Genomic DNA, 19102 nt, shown 5'->3' with positions numbered 1-19102 from the left:
GATTGCCTGGCTACAGCGCGAGCGGTGGTAATAAGGTTTTCGGAGAAGCCAGTCTAGTTGCTCGGTATGAACTTTCATTGACCTGTAACAATTCAATCACCGCTGACCTGCCGTCGGGCAGATCAACTCACCCGTGTGGCACTGAACTGCACAGCGAGCCCCGCCAGGCGAGTGAACTCAGTAACCAGGGCGATATCGGCTGCGCTGGGTCGGGTTGGTTGCGGGTAGTAGATACCAAAGGTGCCCAGCACCTGACCATTGTCATCTTTGAATGGCAGCGACCAGCAGGCGTGTAGACCAGCAGCCAGGGCAACGTGTTGGTAATCGCGCCAATAGGGGTGCTGGCTGAGGTCTTCGGCGATCACCAACTCGCCACTCGCGGCCGCATGCCCGCATGAACCCACTTCCAGCGCGGCTTCAACGCCCTCGATGGCCTGGCAATAGGCGTCCGGCAAACTCGGTGCGGCACCTATACGCAGGCGTTGATGCTCGTCGAGCAGCATGATCGACACGCGCATCTGCGGCTGCAGGCTTTCCAGGCGCCGGGTGATGCCGCTGAGAATGTTGCACAGTGGGTGCAGCCCCAGCAGTTCGTCGAGTACCGCATTCCGGGCCTGCTGCAGGTGTTGCGTCTGATAGCGCTCATGCACGTCGTGCAGGCTGCCGTGTAGCGTGTGTTCGAGCTTGCTCAGATTCAGCTGCAATTCAACCTGCCGAGCTTCACCCTTGTGGGTGAGCAATTGGCACTCCAGGCGCAGACTGTTGAGCTTACCGCTGCGCAGTTCTTCCAGGCGTTGGCGCACTGTGGTCTGACTCAGTTCGGGCATAAAACGGTGCAGTGGGCTGCCCAGGCTTTCATGGATGGGGTAGCCGCTGATTTCTTCCCAGGCGGGGTTGAGGAAACTCAGCTTGTCGTCGGCATCGGTGATAAAAATCGCATCGCCGAGGTGCTCGACCAGCGAGCGGTAGCGGCTCTCGCTGACCTGCAATTCGCTGTCGATTTTCTTCTGTTCGGTGAGGTCGATATCGACGCAGTACAGCTCCAGCTGATCCAGGCTGTTGCGCAGCATCAGGTGGCTGGAATAGACCCACACCAGGCTGCCGTCCTTGCGCTGCAACTGCACCTCAGCCGCCGGGATTGGTGAGCCGCCGAGTTGCCACTGGTTGATCGCGCTGGCCACTTTACTGCGTGCGGGGAGCGGCACGATCAGCTCTTCCAGGCGGCGCCCCATCACCTCATGCACGGCGTAGCCGTAGAGCAGGGTGCTGGCCTGGTTCCAGTAAATCACCCGGCGTTCGCGGTCATAGCCCTGTACGGCAATCCGTGGCGTCTGTTCGAACAGCAGGCGAAAGCGCTGCTCGCTCTCGCGCAGGGCACTTTCATCACGCTTCTGCGCGCTGATGTTTTGCACGGTGCCAAAGATGCGGCCATCAGCGTCGGCTTCGCCGCGCAGCATCAACCAGGTGGTCTGCTGGGGGTTGGGTTGCAGCAGGCGTGCGCTGACCATCATGCGGTGGTGGTCATTGAGCAGGGCATGCAGAGCACGTTGCACGGCAGCGCGTTCGGCGGGGTGCAGCCAACTGAGCAGCTGTTCAGGAGCGCTCGGTGAGCTGTCAGCGTTGCGGCCTAGCAGGCAGAGGGCTTCCTCGCTCCAATGAAAGCCGTCGCGGTACTCCCAACTGCCCAGGCCAGCGTTACGTTGGGTGTGGTGCAGCAGGCGGCTTTTATCGGTGAGTTTTTCCAGTAATTGACGCTGCGCCAGGCGATCACGCTGGCTGACAAAGAAGATCAGCCCGGTGCTGAGCAAGATGAACAGCAGGCCTTTGCCTGTTTGCAGCTCGGCCATCAGTTCACTGTCCCTGACCAGAGCATGCAGCAGGTAGTCGCTGCCGAAAATCCACAGGGTGCTGAACAGGATATATACGCCAGCCAGGCGCAGTGGGCCTTGAAGATCGGGTTGCATCCCTTACCGCCAATGGCAAGCCAGGTTGAAAGAGTTGAGTGGGAAATTGCCCCTGCAACGGCAATGCAATGAGTCTAGCTGGCCGCTTATCGAATGCAGGGTGCGTGATAAAAAAGCTGCCCGGCTCACGCGGAACGTGAGCCGGGGTGTGCAGCGCCGTTAAAACCCTTCGAGAACGATCTTGCCTTTGGCTGTCCCGCTCTCCAGCAACGTATGCGCGCGGCGCAGGTTGGTGGCGTTGATGCTGCCGAAATGCTCGCCCAGGGTGGTGCGCAGTGTGCCGGCATCCACCAGTTCGGCCACCCGATCCAGCAGGCGATGCTGCTCTATCATGTCAGCGGTCTCGAACAGCGAGCGGGTAAACATCAGTTCCCAGTGCAGCGACAGGCTTTTGCGCTTGAGCTGCATGATGTCCAGTGGCTGCTCCGGGTCATCGATCAACGCCAGACGGCCTTGCGGTGCCAGGGCTTCGACCAGTTGCGCGAAGTGCTGGTCGGTCTGGGTCAGGCTGGCGACGTGCGTGACCTGATTGATGCCGATGCGTTTCAGCTCCTCGCTCAGCGGCTGGCGATGATCGATCACATGGTGTGCGCCCAGTTCGCGAACCCAGGCCTGGGTCTCCGGGCGCGAGGCTGTGCCGATCACCGTTAGGCCGGTGAGTTGACGGGCCAGCTGCACCAGAATCGAACCGACCCCACCGGCTGCGCCGACGATCAGCAGGCTCTGGCCCAGGTCAGTGTTGCCCTGGGTGATCTGCAGGCGCTCGAACAGCAACTCCCAGGCAGTGATCGCGGTCAGCGGCAGCGCGGCGGCTTCGGCGAACGGCAGGCTGTTGGGCATGTGCCCGACGATGCGCTCGTCCACCACATGCAGCTCGCTGTTTGCCCCGGCGCGGTTGATAGCCCCGGCGTAATACACCCGGTCGCCGGGCTGGAACAGGCTGACTTCGCTGCCCACCGCCTTGACGATACCGCTGGCATCCCAGCCGAGCACCTTGGCGTCGCCGTCGGTTGGGGCGACGTTACGGCGGATCTTGGTGTCCACCGGGTTGACTGAAATGGCCTTGACCTCGACCAGCAGATCGCGCGGACCGGGGGTTGGAGTCGGCAGGTCAACATCCTGCAGGGCGTCGGTGTGGTCGGCGGGCAGGGAGTGGTAATAAGCGACAGCTTTCATAAAGGGCTCCTTAGACAATGCGTTGCATCAGTTGATGATCGACCTGTTCCAGCAGGTTGCCGCAGGTTTCGCCGAAGTGCAGAAAGTGGGCGGTCTGCTGGTGCGCGCTGAGAGCGGCGGCGTCCTGCCATTGTTCAACCATGATGAAGCGGTTGGGCTGCTCCTGATGCAGGTGCAGGTTGTATTGCAGGCAACCGGCTTCGGCCTGGCTAGGCGGCACCAGCTGGCGCAGACCGGCTTCAACTGCCTCGGCATGGCCGGGGCGTGCGGTGATGGTGGCAATCAAAGTCAGTGGCGTGGTCATGGCGGACTCCGGTTCAAGTGCTGCACATGCTCGGTTATTTGATTGACGAGAAAAACAGGCGGCTACTAGAGTCTCTTTCAATACTTTTTTGAAAATGAGCCGCCATGCTGCGTTTTGATGATCTGCAGTTGTTTGTCACCACCGCTGACCTGGGCAACCTGTCGGCCGCCGCCCGGCGCCTGGACATTTCCCCAGCGGTGGCCAGCGCTGCGCTTAAGCGCTTGGAGCAGCAACTGGACGTTCGCCTGTTCAGCCGCTCTACTCGCAGCCTGCGCCTAACCCCGGAGGGCGAGCTGTTTCTTGGTCATGCGCGCTTGGCCTTGCAGAGTCTGGATGACGGCCGGCAGCAGTTAGCCGGCAGCAAGATTGGTATCAGTGGACCGTTGCAGCTGTCTGCACCGTCGGATTTCGGTCGCAATACCTTGCTGCCTTGGTTGGATGAATTTCAGCTGGCGCATCCGCAGGTGCAGTTGCGTCTGTTGCTGGGCGATCGCGTGGCCGACCTGTTTCGCGAGCCGGTTGACATTGCCCTGCGCTACGGCGCACCGGAGGACTCCAGCCTGGTTGCCTTGCCCGTGGCTGCCGCCAACCGCCGCGTGTTGTGCGCCGCACCGCAGTACCTGCACAAGCACGGAACGCCGCAAACGGTCGATGAGCTGAGCGAACACAACTGCCTGCTCTATATGCTCGGCGGGCGGCTGCATGACCGCTGGCGCTTCAGCGACGGCAAGCGCGAGCAGGGCATAAGCGTCAAAGGTGACCGGGTCAGTGACGATGCCGACGTAGTCCGGCGCTGGGCGGTCAGCGGTGCCGGGCTGGTCTACAAATCCTGGCTGGATGTAGCCGGCGATGTGCGTGCCGGACGGCTCCAGGTGCTGCTACCTGAACTGCGTGGCGAGCCGACACCGCTCAACCTGATTTGCGCGCACCGGGCGCAGCTGAGCAAACCGGTGCTCTTGCTGCGTGAGTTCGTTCAACTCCGCTGCGCAGAGTTGTTGGCGGATGCGCCTTGGCCGAACTAAGATTGCCGCCAGCGCGCTGCGGCAATCCATCGCAGTGCGGCTGTGTCACATGCGCCCCGGAGCAATGCTAGAGTCGCGCCCCATGAAAATGACCCGTACTGACCGTCGCCTGCTGGCCTGGATGCTGTATTTCAGCGTTCTGTTCAGTGCGTTCGCCTGCAGTATCGGTCACGGGCAGATGGCTGGCCTGCAGCTCAGCGGGCTGGGCAGCCAGTACTGCTCCTTTGAGGGCAACTTCGGCGCCGGTGCTGATCTGGAAGGTTCCGGTGTGGTGGCGCCCAATCCTGCCACCGGTTCCGGTTGCTCCCTGAGTTCCACCTTCAGTGCGATCATCCTGGCGGCGTTCTTCGGTCTGCTGGGCCTGCTGGCGCCCAGTCGCGCGCCCCTGCTGACGTTCTTCTTCACCCCGCGACCTGTCCGCTATCTCTGGCCCTCGGCCAACCCCCGCGCATCCCCCGTTCTGGCTTGAGTTGCTGTTGCTGCGGCCGCATTTGCGGCCGCGCTGATCACTTGAAACCAGACAAAAAACCGCGTCTGTCGGTGCTTGAAGAGCGCCCGACGGACCGAAGTTGGGGAAGTCCATGCGTCAGATATCCGTATTCAGCCTGTTGGCTGTCAGCATCAGCTTGGCCAGTTCCGCCTATGCCGAGCAGCTAAAACTGGAAGACAGCACCATCGTCGGTAAACAGCAGGGCGATGCCACTGCGCCGACGATTGCCGAGAAGCGCGCCGAGTTTGCGCGGATTCCCGGTGGTGCCAGTGTCGTGGATGCCGAAACTTACAAGACCGGCCGCGCCAGCTCGCCGCAGGATGCTTTGGGCCAGGCCACCGGTGTGTACATTCAGTCGCGCTCCGGCGCCGAGGAATCGCGTCTGTCGATCCGTGGCTCGGGCTTGCAGCGCACCTTCCACCAGCGCGGCATCCTGCTGATGCAGGACGGCGCGCCACTCAACCTGGCGGATGGCAGTGGTGACTTTCAGGCCATCGAGCCGATTGCCCTGGACCATATCGAGGTCATGCGTGGCGCCAACGCCTGGCGCTACGGCGCCGCCAACCTGGGCGGTGCGATCAACTTCGTCACGCCCACCGGCAAGACTGCGCCCAAGGTGCAGCTGCGCACCGAGGCCGGCAGTTTCGACTACCAGCGTATCTTCGGTGCGGTGGCCGAAGACTTTGGCGACTGGGATGCCTACCTGAGTTTCTCCGATTACTCCCAGGACGGTTTTCGCGATCACGCGCGTCAGGAAAACCAGCGCTATTTCGCCAATATCGGCGGGCGTATCAATGAGCGCCTGTCGACCCGCTTTTATATCAGCCATGTGGAAACCGATTCGGAAATCCCCGGCAGCCTGACCAAGGCGCAGCTGCGGCGTAACCCCGAGCAGGCCGCGCTGAGCACGGTCACCGGCGATAACAAGCGCGACTTCACCCTCAACCGCATCGGCAATATCACCACTCTGCAACTGGACGGCGGGCACAGCCTGGAGCTGTCGAGCTTCTACAGCGAGAAATCACTGTGGCACCCGATCTTCCAGGTGCTGGAAGTCGACAGCGAAGATGTTGGTGTACGCCTGACCCACAAGTGGCAGAACACGGATGGCTGGCGCTGGAGCGGTGGCGTGGAAGCGCTGCAAGGCCGTAACCAGGCAGAAAACTACGTTAACGTGCGCGGTAAACGCGGAAACCTGGTGGACCGTCAGGTGCAGACAGCGCGCGGCCTGAATGCCTTTACTGAGCTGGAAGTGCCGCTGGCCGAAGACTGGGCGCTGATCGGCGGCTTGACCTGGCTGCACAGCGAGCGCGATATCGATGACAAGCTGAAGAGCAGCTTCAACTTCGTCGGGGTGCCGACGGGTTTCCAGGATGCGTCATTCAACCGCAGCTATAGTGCCCGGATTGGCCGGATCGGCCTGCGTCATGACCTGGCCGACGGTGTGCAGCTGTTCACCAACCTCAGCCAAAGTTACGAGCCGCCGACCTTTAGCGAGCTGACCGGGGGCGCCATCGTCACCGAGAACGAGGCGCAGAAGGCCACCACCCTGGAAGCCGGTATGCGCTTCACCCAGGGCAACCTGGACCTGGACCTGGCGGTTTATCGCAGCGAAATTCGCGACGAGCTTCTGGGTTACGTCAACCCGCTGGCCCCGACCCAGGTGATCACCACCAACGCCGACCGCACCGTGCACCAGGGCATCGAGTTCGGTGGTGCCTGGCAGCTGGGTGAGGTGGTGTTGCGCGGTCAGTACCTGCTCAATGACTTCCGCTTCGACAACGACCCGGCCTACGGTAACAACCGCATTGCCGGCGTGCCGAGCCAGTTCCTCAAGGGTGAGGCGCTGTGGCAGCGCAATGGCTGGTATGCCGGCCCAACCGTCGAGTGGGTGCCGGTGCACTACGCCGCCGACCACGCCGAGTCGCTGTATGCCGAAGCCTATGCGATCTGGGGGCTGAAGGGCGGTTATCGTCCACGTGAAGGCCTGGGCTTCTTTGTCGAAGGGCGCAACCTCTCCGACAAGACCTATATCTCCACCACCGGCGTTGTGGCCAACGCCAATGGCCAGGATGCCGCGCTGTTTATGCCCGGTGACGGTCGCAGCCTGTATGTCGGCCTGGAGTGGAAGCTTTGACGGCGGCCCTGCAAGCACAAGAGCTACCGCGCCTGACCTGGCGCCAGCGCCTGCTGCGGCTGATGCCGTGGCACAAGCGCCTGGCGCTGCTGGCCTGCCTGGGCATCTTCAGCTGGGCGGGCAGCGGCATGCTGCACCCGCTGATGGGCTACCTGCAGCCGCGTCCGCAAACCATGGCCACACCGCAACAGGTGTTGCCGCTGGATAACCTGCGCAGCCCTGCGCAGGTGCTCGGCGCGGCGGGTGTTGCCCAGGTGCAGGGCTTGCGCCTGCTCGTGCTGGACGCTGAGCCGTATTACCAGGCGCGCCTGGCCGGCGAGCTGCAGCCGCGTTATTGGCATGCCCGCAGTGGTCAGGCGGTCGATCTGGCCGCTGCCCATGCCGAAAGCCTGGCGCGGCACTACCTGGGCCGCGACGAGCCGCTGGCCTATGCCGGCAGCATCGAGCGGTTCACCGGTGAATATGCCTTTATCAACCGCCTGCTGCCGGTGGCGCGGGTCGACACCCAGCGCGATGATTCGTTGCGCCTGTATGTCGACCTGTTCCATGACCGCCTCGGCACCCTGGTGGACGAGCGCAAGGCCTGGTTCAGTGCGTTCTTCCAGACGATGCACAGCTTCCGCTGGCTGGATGCGGCGGGCCCGTTGCGGCCGGTACTGATGCTGGTGTTGCTGGCCTCGATTGTCTCGGCGACGCTGTTCGGTGTAGCACTGTTTATCGCCCGTCGGCGTGCACGTACCTTCAACCGGCGGCTGCATGGCTGGTGGGGGCTGGGGCTGGCCTTAGCGACGTTGAGCTTTGCCAGCAGCGGTGCCTGGCACCTATTGCACAAGCAGAGCGCGCAGCCCTGGCCTGCGCCCTTTGCGCCGAGCTTTAACGTGGCCTTGCTGGACAAGGCACCGGCAGCCGACTGGCTGCTGGCCGGTGAAGAGTTGTACATGCTCAGCCTGCTTGAGCTCGACGGCAAGCCGATCTGGCGCGCCCAGGGGCAGCAGTTCGCCAGCATGTCCAGCCTGCATTACCTGGATGCTCAGGGCCGTGAACTGGGCAATGACACGCCGCGCCGTTATGCCCAGCAGCGCCTTGATCATTACGCCCAGGCCCTGGGGTTGGGAGAGGCGCAGGCGCTCACGTTGCAGCACAGCTTCGACCATGAGTACGGCTTCGTCTTCAAACGCCTGCCGGTGTTCAAGGCCAGCTATGCCGATGCGCACAACACCGCGCTGTTTATCGACCCGTTAGACGGTGCTTTGGCCAGTCGTGTGCAGGATGCCGACCGCACGGAAGGATGGACCTTCGCCTACCTGCACAAGTGGGAGTTTCTCGCAGGCCTCGGCAATGGCTACAAACACCTGCTGCTGGGCATCGTCGCGCTGGCGCATGTGCTGTTGGCGCTGGTGGGCCTGAGCCTGCTGCGCCGAGGGCAGCACCGATGAACCGCTGCCGATCCATCACTGATTGTGGCCATGCCTGGAGTTGACTATGCGGAAGCCGACGACGCCGAACATCTCGTTCTATAACCTGGCCTGGCGCTGGCATTTCTATGCCGGGCTGTTTGTGATTCCGTTTCTGATCCTGCTGTCGCTCACCGGCATCATCTACCTGTTCAAGCCGCAACTTGACCAGCTGATGTATGCCGAGCTGCTACAGGTCACGCCTGCCGAGCAGGCGATCTCGGCGGATCAGCAGCTGGCGTTGGTGCGCCAGGCGTATCCCGGGGCGAGCATTAGCCAGTACCTGCCGCCGGTTAACGCCGAGCGCAGTGCGCAGTTTGTGCTGGAGGCTGAGGGTCAGAGCCTGAATGTGTTTGTTGACCCCTACAGCGCCAGGATTCTCGGTAGCCAGGATGCGCTGCTCAATCTGCAGGCCATCGCCCGCCAGCTGCATGGCGACCTGATGGTCGGCACCCTGGGCGATCGACTGATCGAACTGGCCGCCGGTTGGGGCATCGTGTTGGTGATCTCCGGTTTGTACCTGTGGTGGCCGCGCGGGCGTTCCGGTGCGGGCGTGCTGTGGCCAAGGCTGAGTGCTCGTGGGCGTTTGCTGTGGCGTGACTTGCACGCGGTGACAGGCTTTTGGGGCTCGCTGCTGTTGCTGTTTATGCTGCTCACCGGCATGACCTGGACCGGCTTCTGGGGCGCCCAGTTTGCCGGCGCCTGGAACCACTTCCCGGCAGCGATGTGGGACGACGTACCACAGTCCGGCAAGCTCACCGGCAGCCTCAACACCAGCAGTCAGCAGACCGTGGCCTGGGCGGTGGAAACCACGCCACTGCCGGCCTCCGATCCACACGCCGCGCATAACGGCCATGCCACTGCGGAGACGCCTGCGGCCCCGGCCAACCTGCTGCAGTACGTGGTCGACACCGCCGCTGAGCGCGCCGTACAGCCGGGTTACAGCATCACCCTGCCGAAAGGTGAAACCGGGGTGTACAGCATCGCGCTGTTTGCCGACGACCCGCGTAACGACGCCACCCTGCATATCGATCAATACAGCGGTGCGGTGCTCGCCGATGTGCGTTGGAAGGATTACGGCGTGGTGGCGAAAACCGTGGAAACCGGGGTCATGCTGCATGAGGGCAAGCTGTTCGGCTTGGCCAACCAGTTGCTGATGCTCGCGGTCTGCCTGCTGGTGCTGCTCAGTGCGATCAGCGGCCTGATCATGTGGTGGCAACGCCGGCCGAGCGGCAAGCTCGGCGTACCGCCGCTGCGCCACGACCTGCCACGCTGGAAAACCGCGATAGTCATCATGGGCCTGCTGGGCGCGGCTTTCCCGCTGGTGGGCGCTTCCCTGTTGCTGATCTGGGCGTTGGACTGGCTGCTGTCACGCATACGGCCACGGGTCGCTCTGACCCCTTCGACCTGATTCACCTGCTCCATTGGCAACCAAGGCCACCGTCTTGGCTGCCACAACAACCTTGCCCTGGCAAAACCGGGCTGAGGCATAACGACCTTATCGATACAGGGCATTGGCCTGTGCCGTGCCTTTGATTCAGGAATAAACACACATGCAGTTTCAGCTAAAACCACTCAGCCAGTTGTTGGCCACGAGCGCGATCGCGCTGAGTATTCAAAGCTTACCCGTGCTTGCCGACAGCACCCTGGCGCTGGGCAGTGTCACCGTGACGGGTGAGGAGAAGGGCCCGCTGTCCAGCTACAACATTCTCAGCTCGGTGGACTATGTCGGCCGTGACGTGCTGGAAAAGCAGCCCGTGCAATACAGCTGGGAGCTGTTCAACCGTGTGCCAGGGGTCATGCTGACTCAGTTCAATCAGGGCACCACCTCCGGCAAGCTGTCGTTTCGTGGCTTCAATGGCGAGGGTGAAGTCAACGCGGTCAAGCTGCTGATCGATGGCATCCCCAGCAACACCAACGACGGCAACATGCCGTTTATCGACATGGTTTACCCGCTGGATATCGAAGATATCGAAGTGGTGCGCGGCACCAACGACCCGCGCTACGGCCTGCACAACATTGCCGGCAATGCCAGCATCAACACCTTGCAAGGCGGCAACGAGGGCAAGCTGCGCCTGCGCAGCGGCAGTTTCGACACGCAAGAACTGCAACTGGTGAAGGGCATCGAAAGTGGTAATTGGTCGCAGAACTACTTCGTCGCTTACCAGAAGAGCGGCGGTTACCGTGACCATGCCGATGCCGAGCGGCAGAGCTTCGCCGGCAAATGGTTCTATACCGCTGACGCCGGTTGGCGCGCCGGCCTGATCGCACGGCATTACGAAGCCGATGCCCTGGAGGCCGGTTACCTGACCCAAGCCGATGCCCATGATGATCCGCGCCAGTCGTACCTGAACAACGCGACGGACAAGGGCGAGCGCAGCATGGATTCGCTCAGCCTGCATCTGGATACCGACCTGGCCGACGACCTCGCCTGGTCGAGCAAGGCGTACTACAACCGGTTTGAAGACCGGCGTTGGACCAAGTACTGGATTACCTCAGCGCAGCAGGAACGCTTCAACGACGAAGACCAGTACGGCGCAATCAGCAGCCTGACTTGGCGTCCTGATGTACCGGGGCTGCATGACTTTGCCCTGGAAGGTGGCGCCGATATCCAGCGCCAGGAGGTGATCAGTGAGCGTTATCGGACGGTCAGTCGTGTGCGTACCGCACAGACACGCGACCAGGTGTTCGATCTGACCACAACGGGTGTTTACGTGCAGGCGGTGATCGAACCCTGGGAAAGCCTCAAGCTCATTCCGGCCTACCGGGTGGATCGCGTCGAGGGCGACTATCAGGATCAGCTGACTGGCGAACGTGCCAGCGTCAATGATTTTGGCACCATCAATCAGCCAAAATTCAGCCTGGTCTATTCCCCCTGGCAGACGGCCAGCTTTTACGCCAACTGGGGACGTACCTTCCAGATCGGTGTCGGTTCGGGTGCCTACAAACTGGCCAGCTTGCAGGATGACCTGAAACCGTCGATCAACGAAGGGTGGGAAACCGGCATCAAGTTCAACCCAGTGGCCTGGTTCGATGGTCGCGTGGCGTATTGGGAACAGCACGCCACCGATGAAGTACAGCGCCGGCTCAATGCACCGTCCGGGGATACCGAGAACGTCGGTGAAACCCTACGACGGGGTTATGACGTGCAGCTCAACCTGTACCCCAACGACCTGGCGCGCGTGTGGTTCTCCTATTCACGGCAGTTCTCGGAAATCCTCACGCCGGGCCCACGCTTGCCGGCCAGCAAGGGCAAGGAAATGGACCACGTACCGCATCACCTGTATGCCTTGGGCGGGGATTATCAGGCCAGTGAAAAGCTCAAGTTCAGCGCCTGGGTCAACGGCCAGAGCGACTACTACCTGGAGCGCACCAACAGCACCGGTCAATATGGCGGCTACACCCTGCTCAACCTCGGTGCGGAGTACCGCCTGAGCGAGAGTGTTAGCGTGGACATGCAACTGAAAAACGTCACCAACCGCTACTACGAGTACGTCTGGTATGACCCCGATGGTGCGCTGGATTCCCTGCATGCCCCAGGCGATGGCCGTGCGTTGTATGCTGGTTTGACCCTGGATTTCTGACTTTCGTTTTCCTACAAGGAGGCAATACCCATGATGCTGAAGAAAACCCTGCTTGGTCTTTCCCTGTTGCTGCCGGCACTGCTGGTGCAGGCCCATGAATACACCGCCGGTGAGCTGCATATCGAACACCCCTGGTCGCGGGAAATGCCGGCCGTAGCGCCCACCGCTGCAGCCTATTTCGTGGTGCACAACAAGGGCGCCGAGGCTGACCGCCTACTCAGTGCCAGCACCCCGGTGGCCGGCAAGGCCGAACTGCACGAACACATCCACGCCGATGGTCTGATGAAGATGCAGCAGGTACAGAACGTGGCGATTCCTGCCGGTGGTGAAGTGAAGTTCGAACCCATGGGCTACCACGTCATGCTGTTCAACCTGAAGCAGCAGGCCAAGGACGGCGAGCGCTTTCCGCTGACCCTGACCTTCGAGAAGGCCGGCAAAGTCGACGTGGAAATTGCCGTGCACAAGGATGCGCCTGAGGGCAGTGCACACGGTGAAGGTCAGCACCAGCACTGATGATAAGCGCGCTGCGAGGGCATCGGCTGGGGGCCGCGCTCGGCGTGCTGGCGCTCGCCCTGGTTGTCCTCGCACCGCTCTTTTCCCAGTCTCGCGCGGAGTCGCAAGATTGGTCGTGGTTAACCGAACTGGCCTGCCATGAGGGCCTGGCGCAAGCAGCATCGCCAGCCATGCCGGATGATTTGCCGCAGAAGTTCAAGCTGGATGCATGCGGTTATTGCTCGTTACTGATCAACAGCCCAGCCCTGGGTAGCCTGGATTGGGGCTATTTCAATATCGCTGTGCTGCGCCTGGGTCCACAGTCGTTGCGTTGGCTGTGGCCTGCGTTGGCGATGCGTTTCCCCGCAGCACAATCACGCGCCCCGCCTGTTGCACTCGATTGAGATGATCGAGTGGAGCCCCAGTAGGTTCCATCACTGCGTGTTGCTGGCCCAGTGCGGCCAGTAACCCTGTATGGCAAGGAGCGTGAATCATGCATTCATCCAAAACTCGGGCGTTGCCTGTGTACAGGCGCATCGCCAACGAACGGATCTTCCCGGATTACCCGAGCAACGCGCGCTCGTTCATCGCGCTGGATGCCAAGTTGCTGCCGTACTGGCACCTGCTTTATGACCTGTGCCCGTCGCTGCTCAAGCTCGATCCGCCGGAGGGGCTAAACCTGTTCCGGCGTTTTATGGTCTGGGCCTACCGCCGCCAACCCGCCCAGGATTGGACCTTCCACATCAGTGTGTGCCGTTGGCTGTTGCTGTCTGAATATGCCCCCAAGGTCAGTGCTGAACAGGTGGAGAGCCTGCTTTCAGCAGCGGCAGCGCGCTGGGTCAACAGTGATGCCAGTTCGGCGCAGGGCATCCTGTTGGCCTGCTCTGCTCAGCCGATGACACTGGTGGATTGGAAGCACGATGGAGTGTGGCTTGGGGGCGATGTTCAGGTGTTGCCGCCAGCACGGTTCGACTTTGCCTGGTCTCCGTTGAGTCGCAGTGGTGTTGCGGGTTTTCGCCGTTGGTTGCGGATTCCTGAATGAGCGCTGCGACAGCCTGACGCAGGTTGGCCAAGGTGCCAGCATCCGGACTGATGGCGAGCGGTTGTGGCAGGTTGTCGCAGTTGAGGCGCTGCCAGGCTGCCCATAGGATGGACGGACTTCGGGTAGGAATTTGCCTTGTCTGGGCATCCACGGTTAAGCCCGAAGGTCTCTTTATCGGCCAAGGCTCGGTAAGCGGCTCTCCCTCAGGGGAGAGCCCTCTTTTCTCTTGATCTGCAGGGCACCCACAGTCTGGTCGAGGGTGATCGGCTGCCTGTGTATCTGCTGGATACCTATAACAACACGTAAACCGATGAGGTCCTGATATGAAGAAAGTTGTCGTGCTGACGTTTGCTCTGCTGTCGATGGGCTCGGTACAAGCCGCGCAAGATCCTGAGGCGGTGTTTAACCGCTCCTGCGGCATGTGCCATAACGGCCAGTTGCCAACCGCGCCGAAAAAGGGCGATGCCGCTGCTTGGCAGCCGCGCCTGGCTCAGGGCACGGATACCTTGGTCAAGCATGTGACCGAGGGCTTCAATGCCATGCCGGCGCGTGGGCTGTGCATGGATTGCACCGCAGAGGACTACAAGGCCGTGATCGACTGGATGTCCAAGTAACTTCAGGTAACCCGCTGCTGGTCCTGTGGCAGCCGCTGTTTGTCACAGGACGCCATGCGGCTTGCTGGTGTGGGCAAGCCTATCTCGCTCGTCTGCGCCGCTTATGCGGGGACCTGCTCAGGATCCATGCACCATTGATTTGCATCAGCTGTTCTACGCCGACTTTCGGTCATACTCGGCGCAGGATTCTTGAGTTGCCGTAATGCCCCGCAATCGCTCCTTTACTGCCGATTACCGCGCAAGCTGGCTGGCCTTGTTGGCCTTGTTGGCCTTGTTGGCCATGCTGTTGCTCAGTGTCGGGCCGTTGCTGTCGCAGCTCACTGCGCCGGCTGCACCGGCCTGGCTAACGGCGCTGGCCTGCGGTGAGCATGCGGGTAGTCATAACGACCCGCTGGATCACGACGCGCTGTGGGCCAAGTGCGGCTATTGCACCCTGTTGCTCAACAGCCCAGCCACCGGTTGTGCCAGTCCAACGCTAGCCCTGACGGCCGTTGCGCCTGCGGATCGGCATAGTGCGCCGGTACGCAGCGGCGTTGCCCGCTCAGCTATTTTCCCCGGTTCGCGCAGCCGCGCACCGCCTGCCTATTCCTGATCGCCATTGCCCTGTTGCTGGTGCCGCGTATGCGGTGCTGGCCATTCCCTGGTTTTGTCTCGATTCTGGAATAGTCATGTCTACTCGTTCGCTTTTGATCAGCGCTGCACCTTTTCGTCTGGCGCCGCTGTGTATCGGCCTGTTGTTGGCCACTCAGGCGCATGCCGCGCAAACCACCGAACACGACCCGGAACACCACGCGCTGCAATTGCCGCCAACGGTGGTCACCGCCGTGCAGCAGAGCTCGCCACTGACTGTGGTGGCCGATCCCAAGGACCCGCGCCAGCCGGTGCCGGCCAGTGATGCCGCCGATTACCTGAAGACCATTCCCGGTTTCTCCGCGATTCGCAGCGGCGGCAGCAACAGTGATCCCGTGCTGCGCGGCATGTTCGGTTCACGGCTGTTGCTGCTCACCGACGGCGGGCAGATGCTCGGTGCCTGCCCAGGGCGGATGGATGCACCCAGCTCGTACATCTCGCCGGAAACCTTTGACTTGCTGACCGTGACTAAGGGCCCGCAAACGGTGATTTGGGGCCCAGGTGCCTCGGCCGGTGTGGTGCGTTTCGACCGTGAGCCGGAGCGGTTCGGTGAGCTGGGTGCGCGGCTGCATGCCAGCGTGCTGGCGGGCTCCAACGGCCGTTTCGACCAGACCCTGGATGGCGCTGTGGGCGGCGAGCAGGGCTACCTGCGGGTGACCGGCAACCGCTCGCATTCGGACGATTACGAGAACGGAAACGGCGACACCATCCCCTCGCGCTGGGACAAATGGAACGGCGACGTGGCCCTGGGCTGGACGCCGGATGACGATACGCTGATCGAACTCACCGCCGGCAAAGGTGATGGCGAGGCGCGTTACGGCGGCCGCAGCATGGATGGCACCCAGTTCCAGCGTGAAAGCCTGGGCCTACGCGTGGAACGCAGTAACCTCGGTGGCGTGCTGGATAAGGTCGAGGCCAAGGTCTACTACAACTACGCCGACCACATCATGGACAACTTCCGCCTGCGCATGCCCGACCCGACCAGCATGATGGCCGGGCCGATGGCCGCCCAGGTTGACCGCCGCACCCTGGGTGCACGCCTGGCTGCCACCTGGGCGTGGGAGGATGTCGAGCTGATCACCGGCGTCGATGCTCAGCGCAGCGAACACCGCCAGCGCAGCTCCACCCTGAGCATGATGGGTAACTACACCGACGCCGATCGTTTCCCCTGGGACAAGGACGCGCTGATGCACAATTACGGTGTGTTCGCCGAGTCTACCTGGCGCCTGGACGAGCGTGATCGACTGGTCTCCGGCGCGCGCCTGGACCGTGCTTCGGCCAAGGATTACCGGCCGAGCTTCAGCGACATGATGGGCATGTCGACGCCCAACCCGACGGCTGGCGAGACCCGCGCCGATACCCTACCGAGTGGCTTTGTGCGCTACGAGCACGACCTGTCCGGCTCGCCGACTACCGTCTACGCCGGTATCGGTCACGTGCAGCGCTTTCCCGATTATTGGGAGCTGTTTTCCGCCGGGCTCAACGGGCCGGCTGGTGCGGACAACGCCTTCGACGGCATCCAGCCGGAGAAGACCACCCAGCTGGATGTTGGTATTCAATACCAGGGCGACGCCCTGCAGGCCTGGGCCTCGGCCTATGTCGGCCAGGTGCGTGACTACATCCTGTTCGACTACCGCGGTATGAGCACTCAGGCCGACAACATCGATGCGCGCATCATGGGCGGCGAGCTGGGCGTGGCGTATGACCTGACGACCAACTGGAAGACCGATGCCACCCTGGCTTATGCCTGGGGCAAAAACAGCTCTGACGGCGAAGCGCTGCCGCAGATGCCGCCGCTGGAAGCACGCCTGGGCCTGACCTATCAGCGTGACGATTGGAGCGTCGGCGGCCTGTGGCGGGTGGTTGATGGCCAGGGCCGCATTGCGGACGGGCGCGGCAACGTGGTGGGGCAGGATTTCAGCAACAGCGCCGGATTCGGCGTGCTCTCGCTCAACGGTGCTTACCGTGTAACCAAGCAGGTCAAGCTCAGCGCCGGGGTGGATAACCTGCTCGACAAGCAATACGCCGAGCACCTCAACCTGGGTGGTGATGCCGGTTTCGGCTTCCCTGCCGATACCCGGATCGACGAGCCAGGCCGGACGTTGTGGGCCAAGGTCGATTACGACTTCTGATCCTGATAGATCTGGCGTGTTGGCAAAGGGCTCATCATTTGATGGGCCCTTTGCGTTTCCTAATACAGCCTTAAGCTTGCCGCGCGACAGTAGTCCCCGCAGACACACAACTTCCCCTGCATCACGAGGACTTCACCATGCGCAAATTGCTTCTGCTGTCTCTGGTTCTGGCCAGCCCGCTGACCCTCGCCGCCACCCAATGCACCACCGCCGACAAGGCGCAGTGGCAGGACCAGGACAAATTCCAGGCCGACCTCAAAGCCCAGGGCTACGAGATCAAGAAGTTCAAAGTGACCGGTGGCAACTGCTACGAAATCTACGGCTTCAACAAAGAAGGCCAGAAGGTCGAAATCTACTTCGATCCGGTCAGCGGCAAGGTCATCAAAGGCGGCGTTGAAGACTGATGAACAACGCCACCACACGCCTCTGGGACCCGCTGGTCAGGTTGTTCCATTGGTCTCTGGCGAGCGCTTTCCTGGCCAATTACTTCTTCACCGAAGAGGGCGAGAACTGGCACCGCTGGTTCGGTTACTACGCCGTGGCCTGGTTGGCGATTCGCCTGGTGTGGGGTTTTATCGGCACACCGGCAGCGCGCTGGGCGGACTTCTGGCCGACCCGTGCGCGCCTGGCCGAACACCTGCGGGCATTGCTCAGCGGGCGTGATTACCACCGCATGGGGCATTCCCCGCTGGGCGGCCTGGTGATGATCGGCATGATGCTGTTGATGCTCGGCCTGGGCGTGACCGGCTTTCTGATGGAGGAGGTCGATTACTTCTGGGGCGCTGATTTACCGCTGGATATCCATGAATTCTGCGCCGATGGGCTGATGGCCCTGGTGGGCCTGCACATCGCGGCGGCGCTTTTTGAAAGCTACCGCCTGAAGGAAAACCTGCCGCTGTCGATGGTCACCGGCAAGCGGCGCAAGCTGGATCACTGAGTTTTTATCTGTCGCGGCTAAAGTCCCGCCCACAGCGTATACGGACTGTGGACGGGGCTTCAGTCGCGATGATTTTGCTTAAACCAGGCGCGCATCCAGGCTGTTCTGCGCCAAGCGCTTGGCCTGCTCCTGAGTCATGCCCAGGCTGTCGTACAGAGCGACGAAGTTTTCGGTGACGTAGCCGCCGAAGTAGGCCGGGTCATCCGAGTTCACCGTCACCTTTACGCCGCGTTCGAGCATCTGCAGGATGTTGTGCTGGCGCATGTCGTCGAACACGCAGAGCTTGGTGTTGGACAGCGGGCAGACGGTCAGCGGGATCTGCTCGTCGATGATGCGCTGCATCAAACGCTCGTCTTCGATAGCGCGCACGCCATGGTCGATACGCTTGATTTTCAGCAGGTCCAGGGCTTCCCAGATGTATTCGGGTGGGCCTTCCTCGCCCGCGTGGGCGACGGTCAGATAGCCCTCGCTGCGCGCCTTGTCGAACACGCGCTGGAACTTGCTCGGCGGATGGCCCATCTCCGAACTGTCCAAGCCGACGGCGATAAACGCATCGTGGAACGGCCTGGCCTGTTCCAGGGTTTTGAACGCTTCTTCTTCGGGCAGATGCCGCAGAAAGCTCAGAATCAAACCGTGGCTGATGCCCAGCTGCTTTTCGCCATCGACCAGCGCCTGTTTGATGCCGCGCAGCACCACTTCAAAGGGAATGCCGCGGTCGGTGTGGGTCTGCGGGTCGAAGAACGGCTCGGTGTGGATGACGTTCTGCGCCTTGCACTTTTGCAGGTAGGCCCAGGTCAGGTCGTAGAAATCCTGCTCGGTGCGCAGCACGTCGGCCCCGGCGTAATACAGGTCGAGAAACTCCTGCAGGTTGTTGAACGCGTAGGCGCTGCGCAGCGCTTCAACATCGTTCCAGGGCAGGGCAATCTTGTTGCGCTCGGCCAGGGCAAACAGCAACTCGGGCTCCAGCGAGCCCTCAATGTGCAGGTGCAGTTCGGCCTTGGGCAGGGCGTTGAGCCAGTCGTACATGGTCAGATCTCGTTATCAGGCGTGGTCGCGACAAAGTTTAACCGTAAGGACAGGATTTCGCCGAATCAGCCGGGCGCTAAATCGCCTTGACCGCGCAA

At 61.9% G+C, this 19102-nt stretch carries 18 protein-coding genes; 14 read left to right on the top strand and 4 right to left on the bottom strand.

Going from position 1 to position 19102, the window contains the following annotated elements; translation table 11 throughout:
* Nucleotides 1-122 precede the first annotated feature (122 nt).
* The 3 genes from ALTER154_RS17805 to ALTER154_RS17795 all read right to left on the bottom strand — a co-directional run bounded on the left by ALTER154_RS17805 (nt 123) and on the right by ALTER154_RS17795 (nt 3444).
* Entirely contained in the window at nt 123-1964 is a 1842-nt protein-coding gene (locus tag ALTER154_RS17805) for a PAS domain S-box protein (protein ID WP_160089062.1), read from the bottom strand.
* 159 nt (nt 1965-2123) lie between these two features.
* Nucleotides 2124-3140 (bottom strand): zinc-binding alcohol dehydrogenase family protein, encoded by a 1017-nt coding sequence (locus tag ALTER154_RS17800; protein WP_160089060.1) that lies wholly within the window; start codon nt 3138-3140, stop codon nt 2124-2126.
* Nucleotides 3141-3150: 10 nt separating this feature from the next.
* A complete protein-coding gene (locus ALTER154_RS17795; RefSeq protein ID WP_160089058.1) occupies nt 3151-3444 on the bottom strand; it encodes a putative quinol monooxygenase in 294 nt (97 codons plus the stop codon).
* A 104-nt stretch (nt 3445-3548) separates the two neighbouring features.
* On the opposite strand from ALTER154_RS17795, the gene ALTER154_RS17790 reads away from it, so the two are divergent.
* The 14 genes from ALTER154_RS17790 to ALTER154_RS17725 all read left to right on the top strand — a co-directional run bounded on the left by ALTER154_RS17790 (nt 3549) and on the right by ALTER154_RS17725 (nt 17978).
* Nucleotides 3549-4466, top strand: a complete 918-nt coding sequence (locus tag ALTER154_RS17790; protein WP_160089056.1) for a LysR family transcriptional regulator — start codon at nt 3549-3551, stop codon at nt 4464-4466.
* Nucleotides 4467-4548: 82 nt separating this feature from the next.
* Complete coding sequence (locus ALTER154_RS17785) at nt 4549-4935, top strand: DUF2946 domain-containing protein (protein WP_160089054.1); 387 nt, start codon at nt 4549-4551, stop codon at nt 4933-4935.
* A 112-nt stretch (nt 4936-5047) separates the two neighbouring features.
* The gene (locus ALTER154_RS17780; RefSeq protein WP_160089052.1) at nt 5048-7093 is read left to right on the top strand and encodes a TonB-dependent receptor; all 2046 of its coding nucleotides are present in this window, start codon (nt 5048-5050) and stop codon (nt 7091-7093) included.
* Complete coding sequence (locus tag ALTER154_RS17775) at nt 7090-8529, top strand: hypothetical protein (RefSeq protein WP_160089050.1); 1440 nt, start codon at nt 7090-7092, stop codon at nt 8527-8529. Before ALTER154_RS17780 ends, ALTER154_RS17775 begins: the two co-directional genes overlap by 4 nt.
* 46 nt (nt 8530-8575) lie before the next feature.
* On the top strand, nt 8576-9958 hold the full coding sequence (locus ALTER154_RS17770; protein ID WP_160089048.1) for a PepSY domain-containing protein: 1383 nt from the start codon (nt 8576-8578) through the stop codon (nt 9956-9958).
* 142 nt (nt 9959-10100) lie between these two features.
* Nucleotides 10101-12131 carry a TonB-dependent receptor gene (locus ALTER154_RS17765; RefSeq protein ID WP_160089046.1) on the top strand — a complete coding sequence of 677 codons (2031 nt, stop codon included), beginning with the start codon at nt 10101-10103 and terminating at the stop codon, nt 12129-12131.
* 30 nt (nt 12132-12161) lie between these two features.
* On the top strand, nt 12162-12644 hold the full coding sequence (locus ALTER154_RS17760) for a copper chaperone PCu(A)C (RefSeq protein ID WP_160089044.1): 483 nt from the start codon (nt 12162-12164) through the stop codon (nt 12642-12644).
* Entirely contained in the window at nt 12644-13027 is a 384-nt protein-coding gene (locus ALTER154_RS17755) for a DUF2946 family protein (protein ID WP_160089042.1), read from the top strand. The genes ALTER154_RS17760 and ALTER154_RS17755 overlap by 1 nt, the downstream gene beginning before the upstream one ends.
* A gap of 89 nt (nt 13028-13116) precedes the next feature.
* Complete coding sequence (locus tag ALTER154_RS17750) at nt 13117-13665, top strand: putative natural product biosynthesis protein (RefSeq protein ID WP_160089040.1); 549 nt, start codon at nt 13117-13119, stop codon at nt 13663-13665.
* A 323-nt stretch (nt 13666-13988) separates the two neighbouring features.
* Entirely contained in the window at nt 13989-14279 is a 291-nt protein-coding gene (locus ALTER154_RS17745) for a cytochrome c5 family protein (RefSeq protein WP_160089038.1), read from the top strand.
* Nucleotides 14280-14481: 202 nt separating this feature from the next.
* The gene (locus tag ALTER154_RS17740; RefSeq protein ID WP_160089036.1) at nt 14482-14871 is read left to right on the top strand and encodes a DUF2946 family protein; all 390 of its coding nucleotides are present in this window, start codon (nt 14482-14484) and stop codon (nt 14869-14871) included.
* Between the two features lie 76 nt (nt 14872-14947).
* Nucleotides 14948-17041, top strand: coding sequence for a TonB-dependent copper receptor (locus ALTER154_RS17735; protein WP_160089034.1), 2094 nt, complete (start codon nt 14948-14950; stop codon nt 17039-17041).
* Nucleotides 17042-17178: 137 nt separating this feature from the next.
* Nucleotides 17179-17445 (top strand): PepSY domain-containing protein, encoded by a 267-nt coding sequence (locus ALTER154_RS17730; RefSeq protein WP_160089032.1) that lies wholly within the window; start codon nt 17179-17181, stop codon nt 17443-17445.
* Nucleotides 17445-17978, top strand: a complete 534-nt coding sequence (locus ALTER154_RS17725; RefSeq protein ID WP_160089030.1) for a cytochrome b/b6 domain-containing protein — start codon at nt 17445-17447, stop codon at nt 17976-17978. Before ALTER154_RS17730 ends, ALTER154_RS17725 begins: the two co-directional genes overlap by 1 nt.
* A gap of 78 nt (nt 17979-18056) precedes the next feature.
* Here the strand turns inward: ALTER154_RS17725 and ALTER154_RS17720 are convergent, their stop codons facing one another.
* Nucleotides 18057-19004, bottom strand: a complete 948-nt coding sequence (locus ALTER154_RS17720; protein WP_160089028.1) for an adenosine deaminase — start codon at nt 19002-19004, stop codon at nt 18057-18059.
* Nucleotides 19005-19102 lie beyond the last annotated feature (98 nt).

The sequence above is a fragment of the Pseudomonas sp. 9AZ genome (genome assembly GCF_902506525.1).
Classification (GTDB): Bacteria; Pseudomonadota; Gammaproteobacteria; order Pseudomonadales; family Pseudomonadaceae; genus Aquipseudomonas; species Aquipseudomonas peli.
Note: the sequence above shows the minus strand (reverse complement) of the source record. Positions and strands in the feature narration are given on the sequence as shown.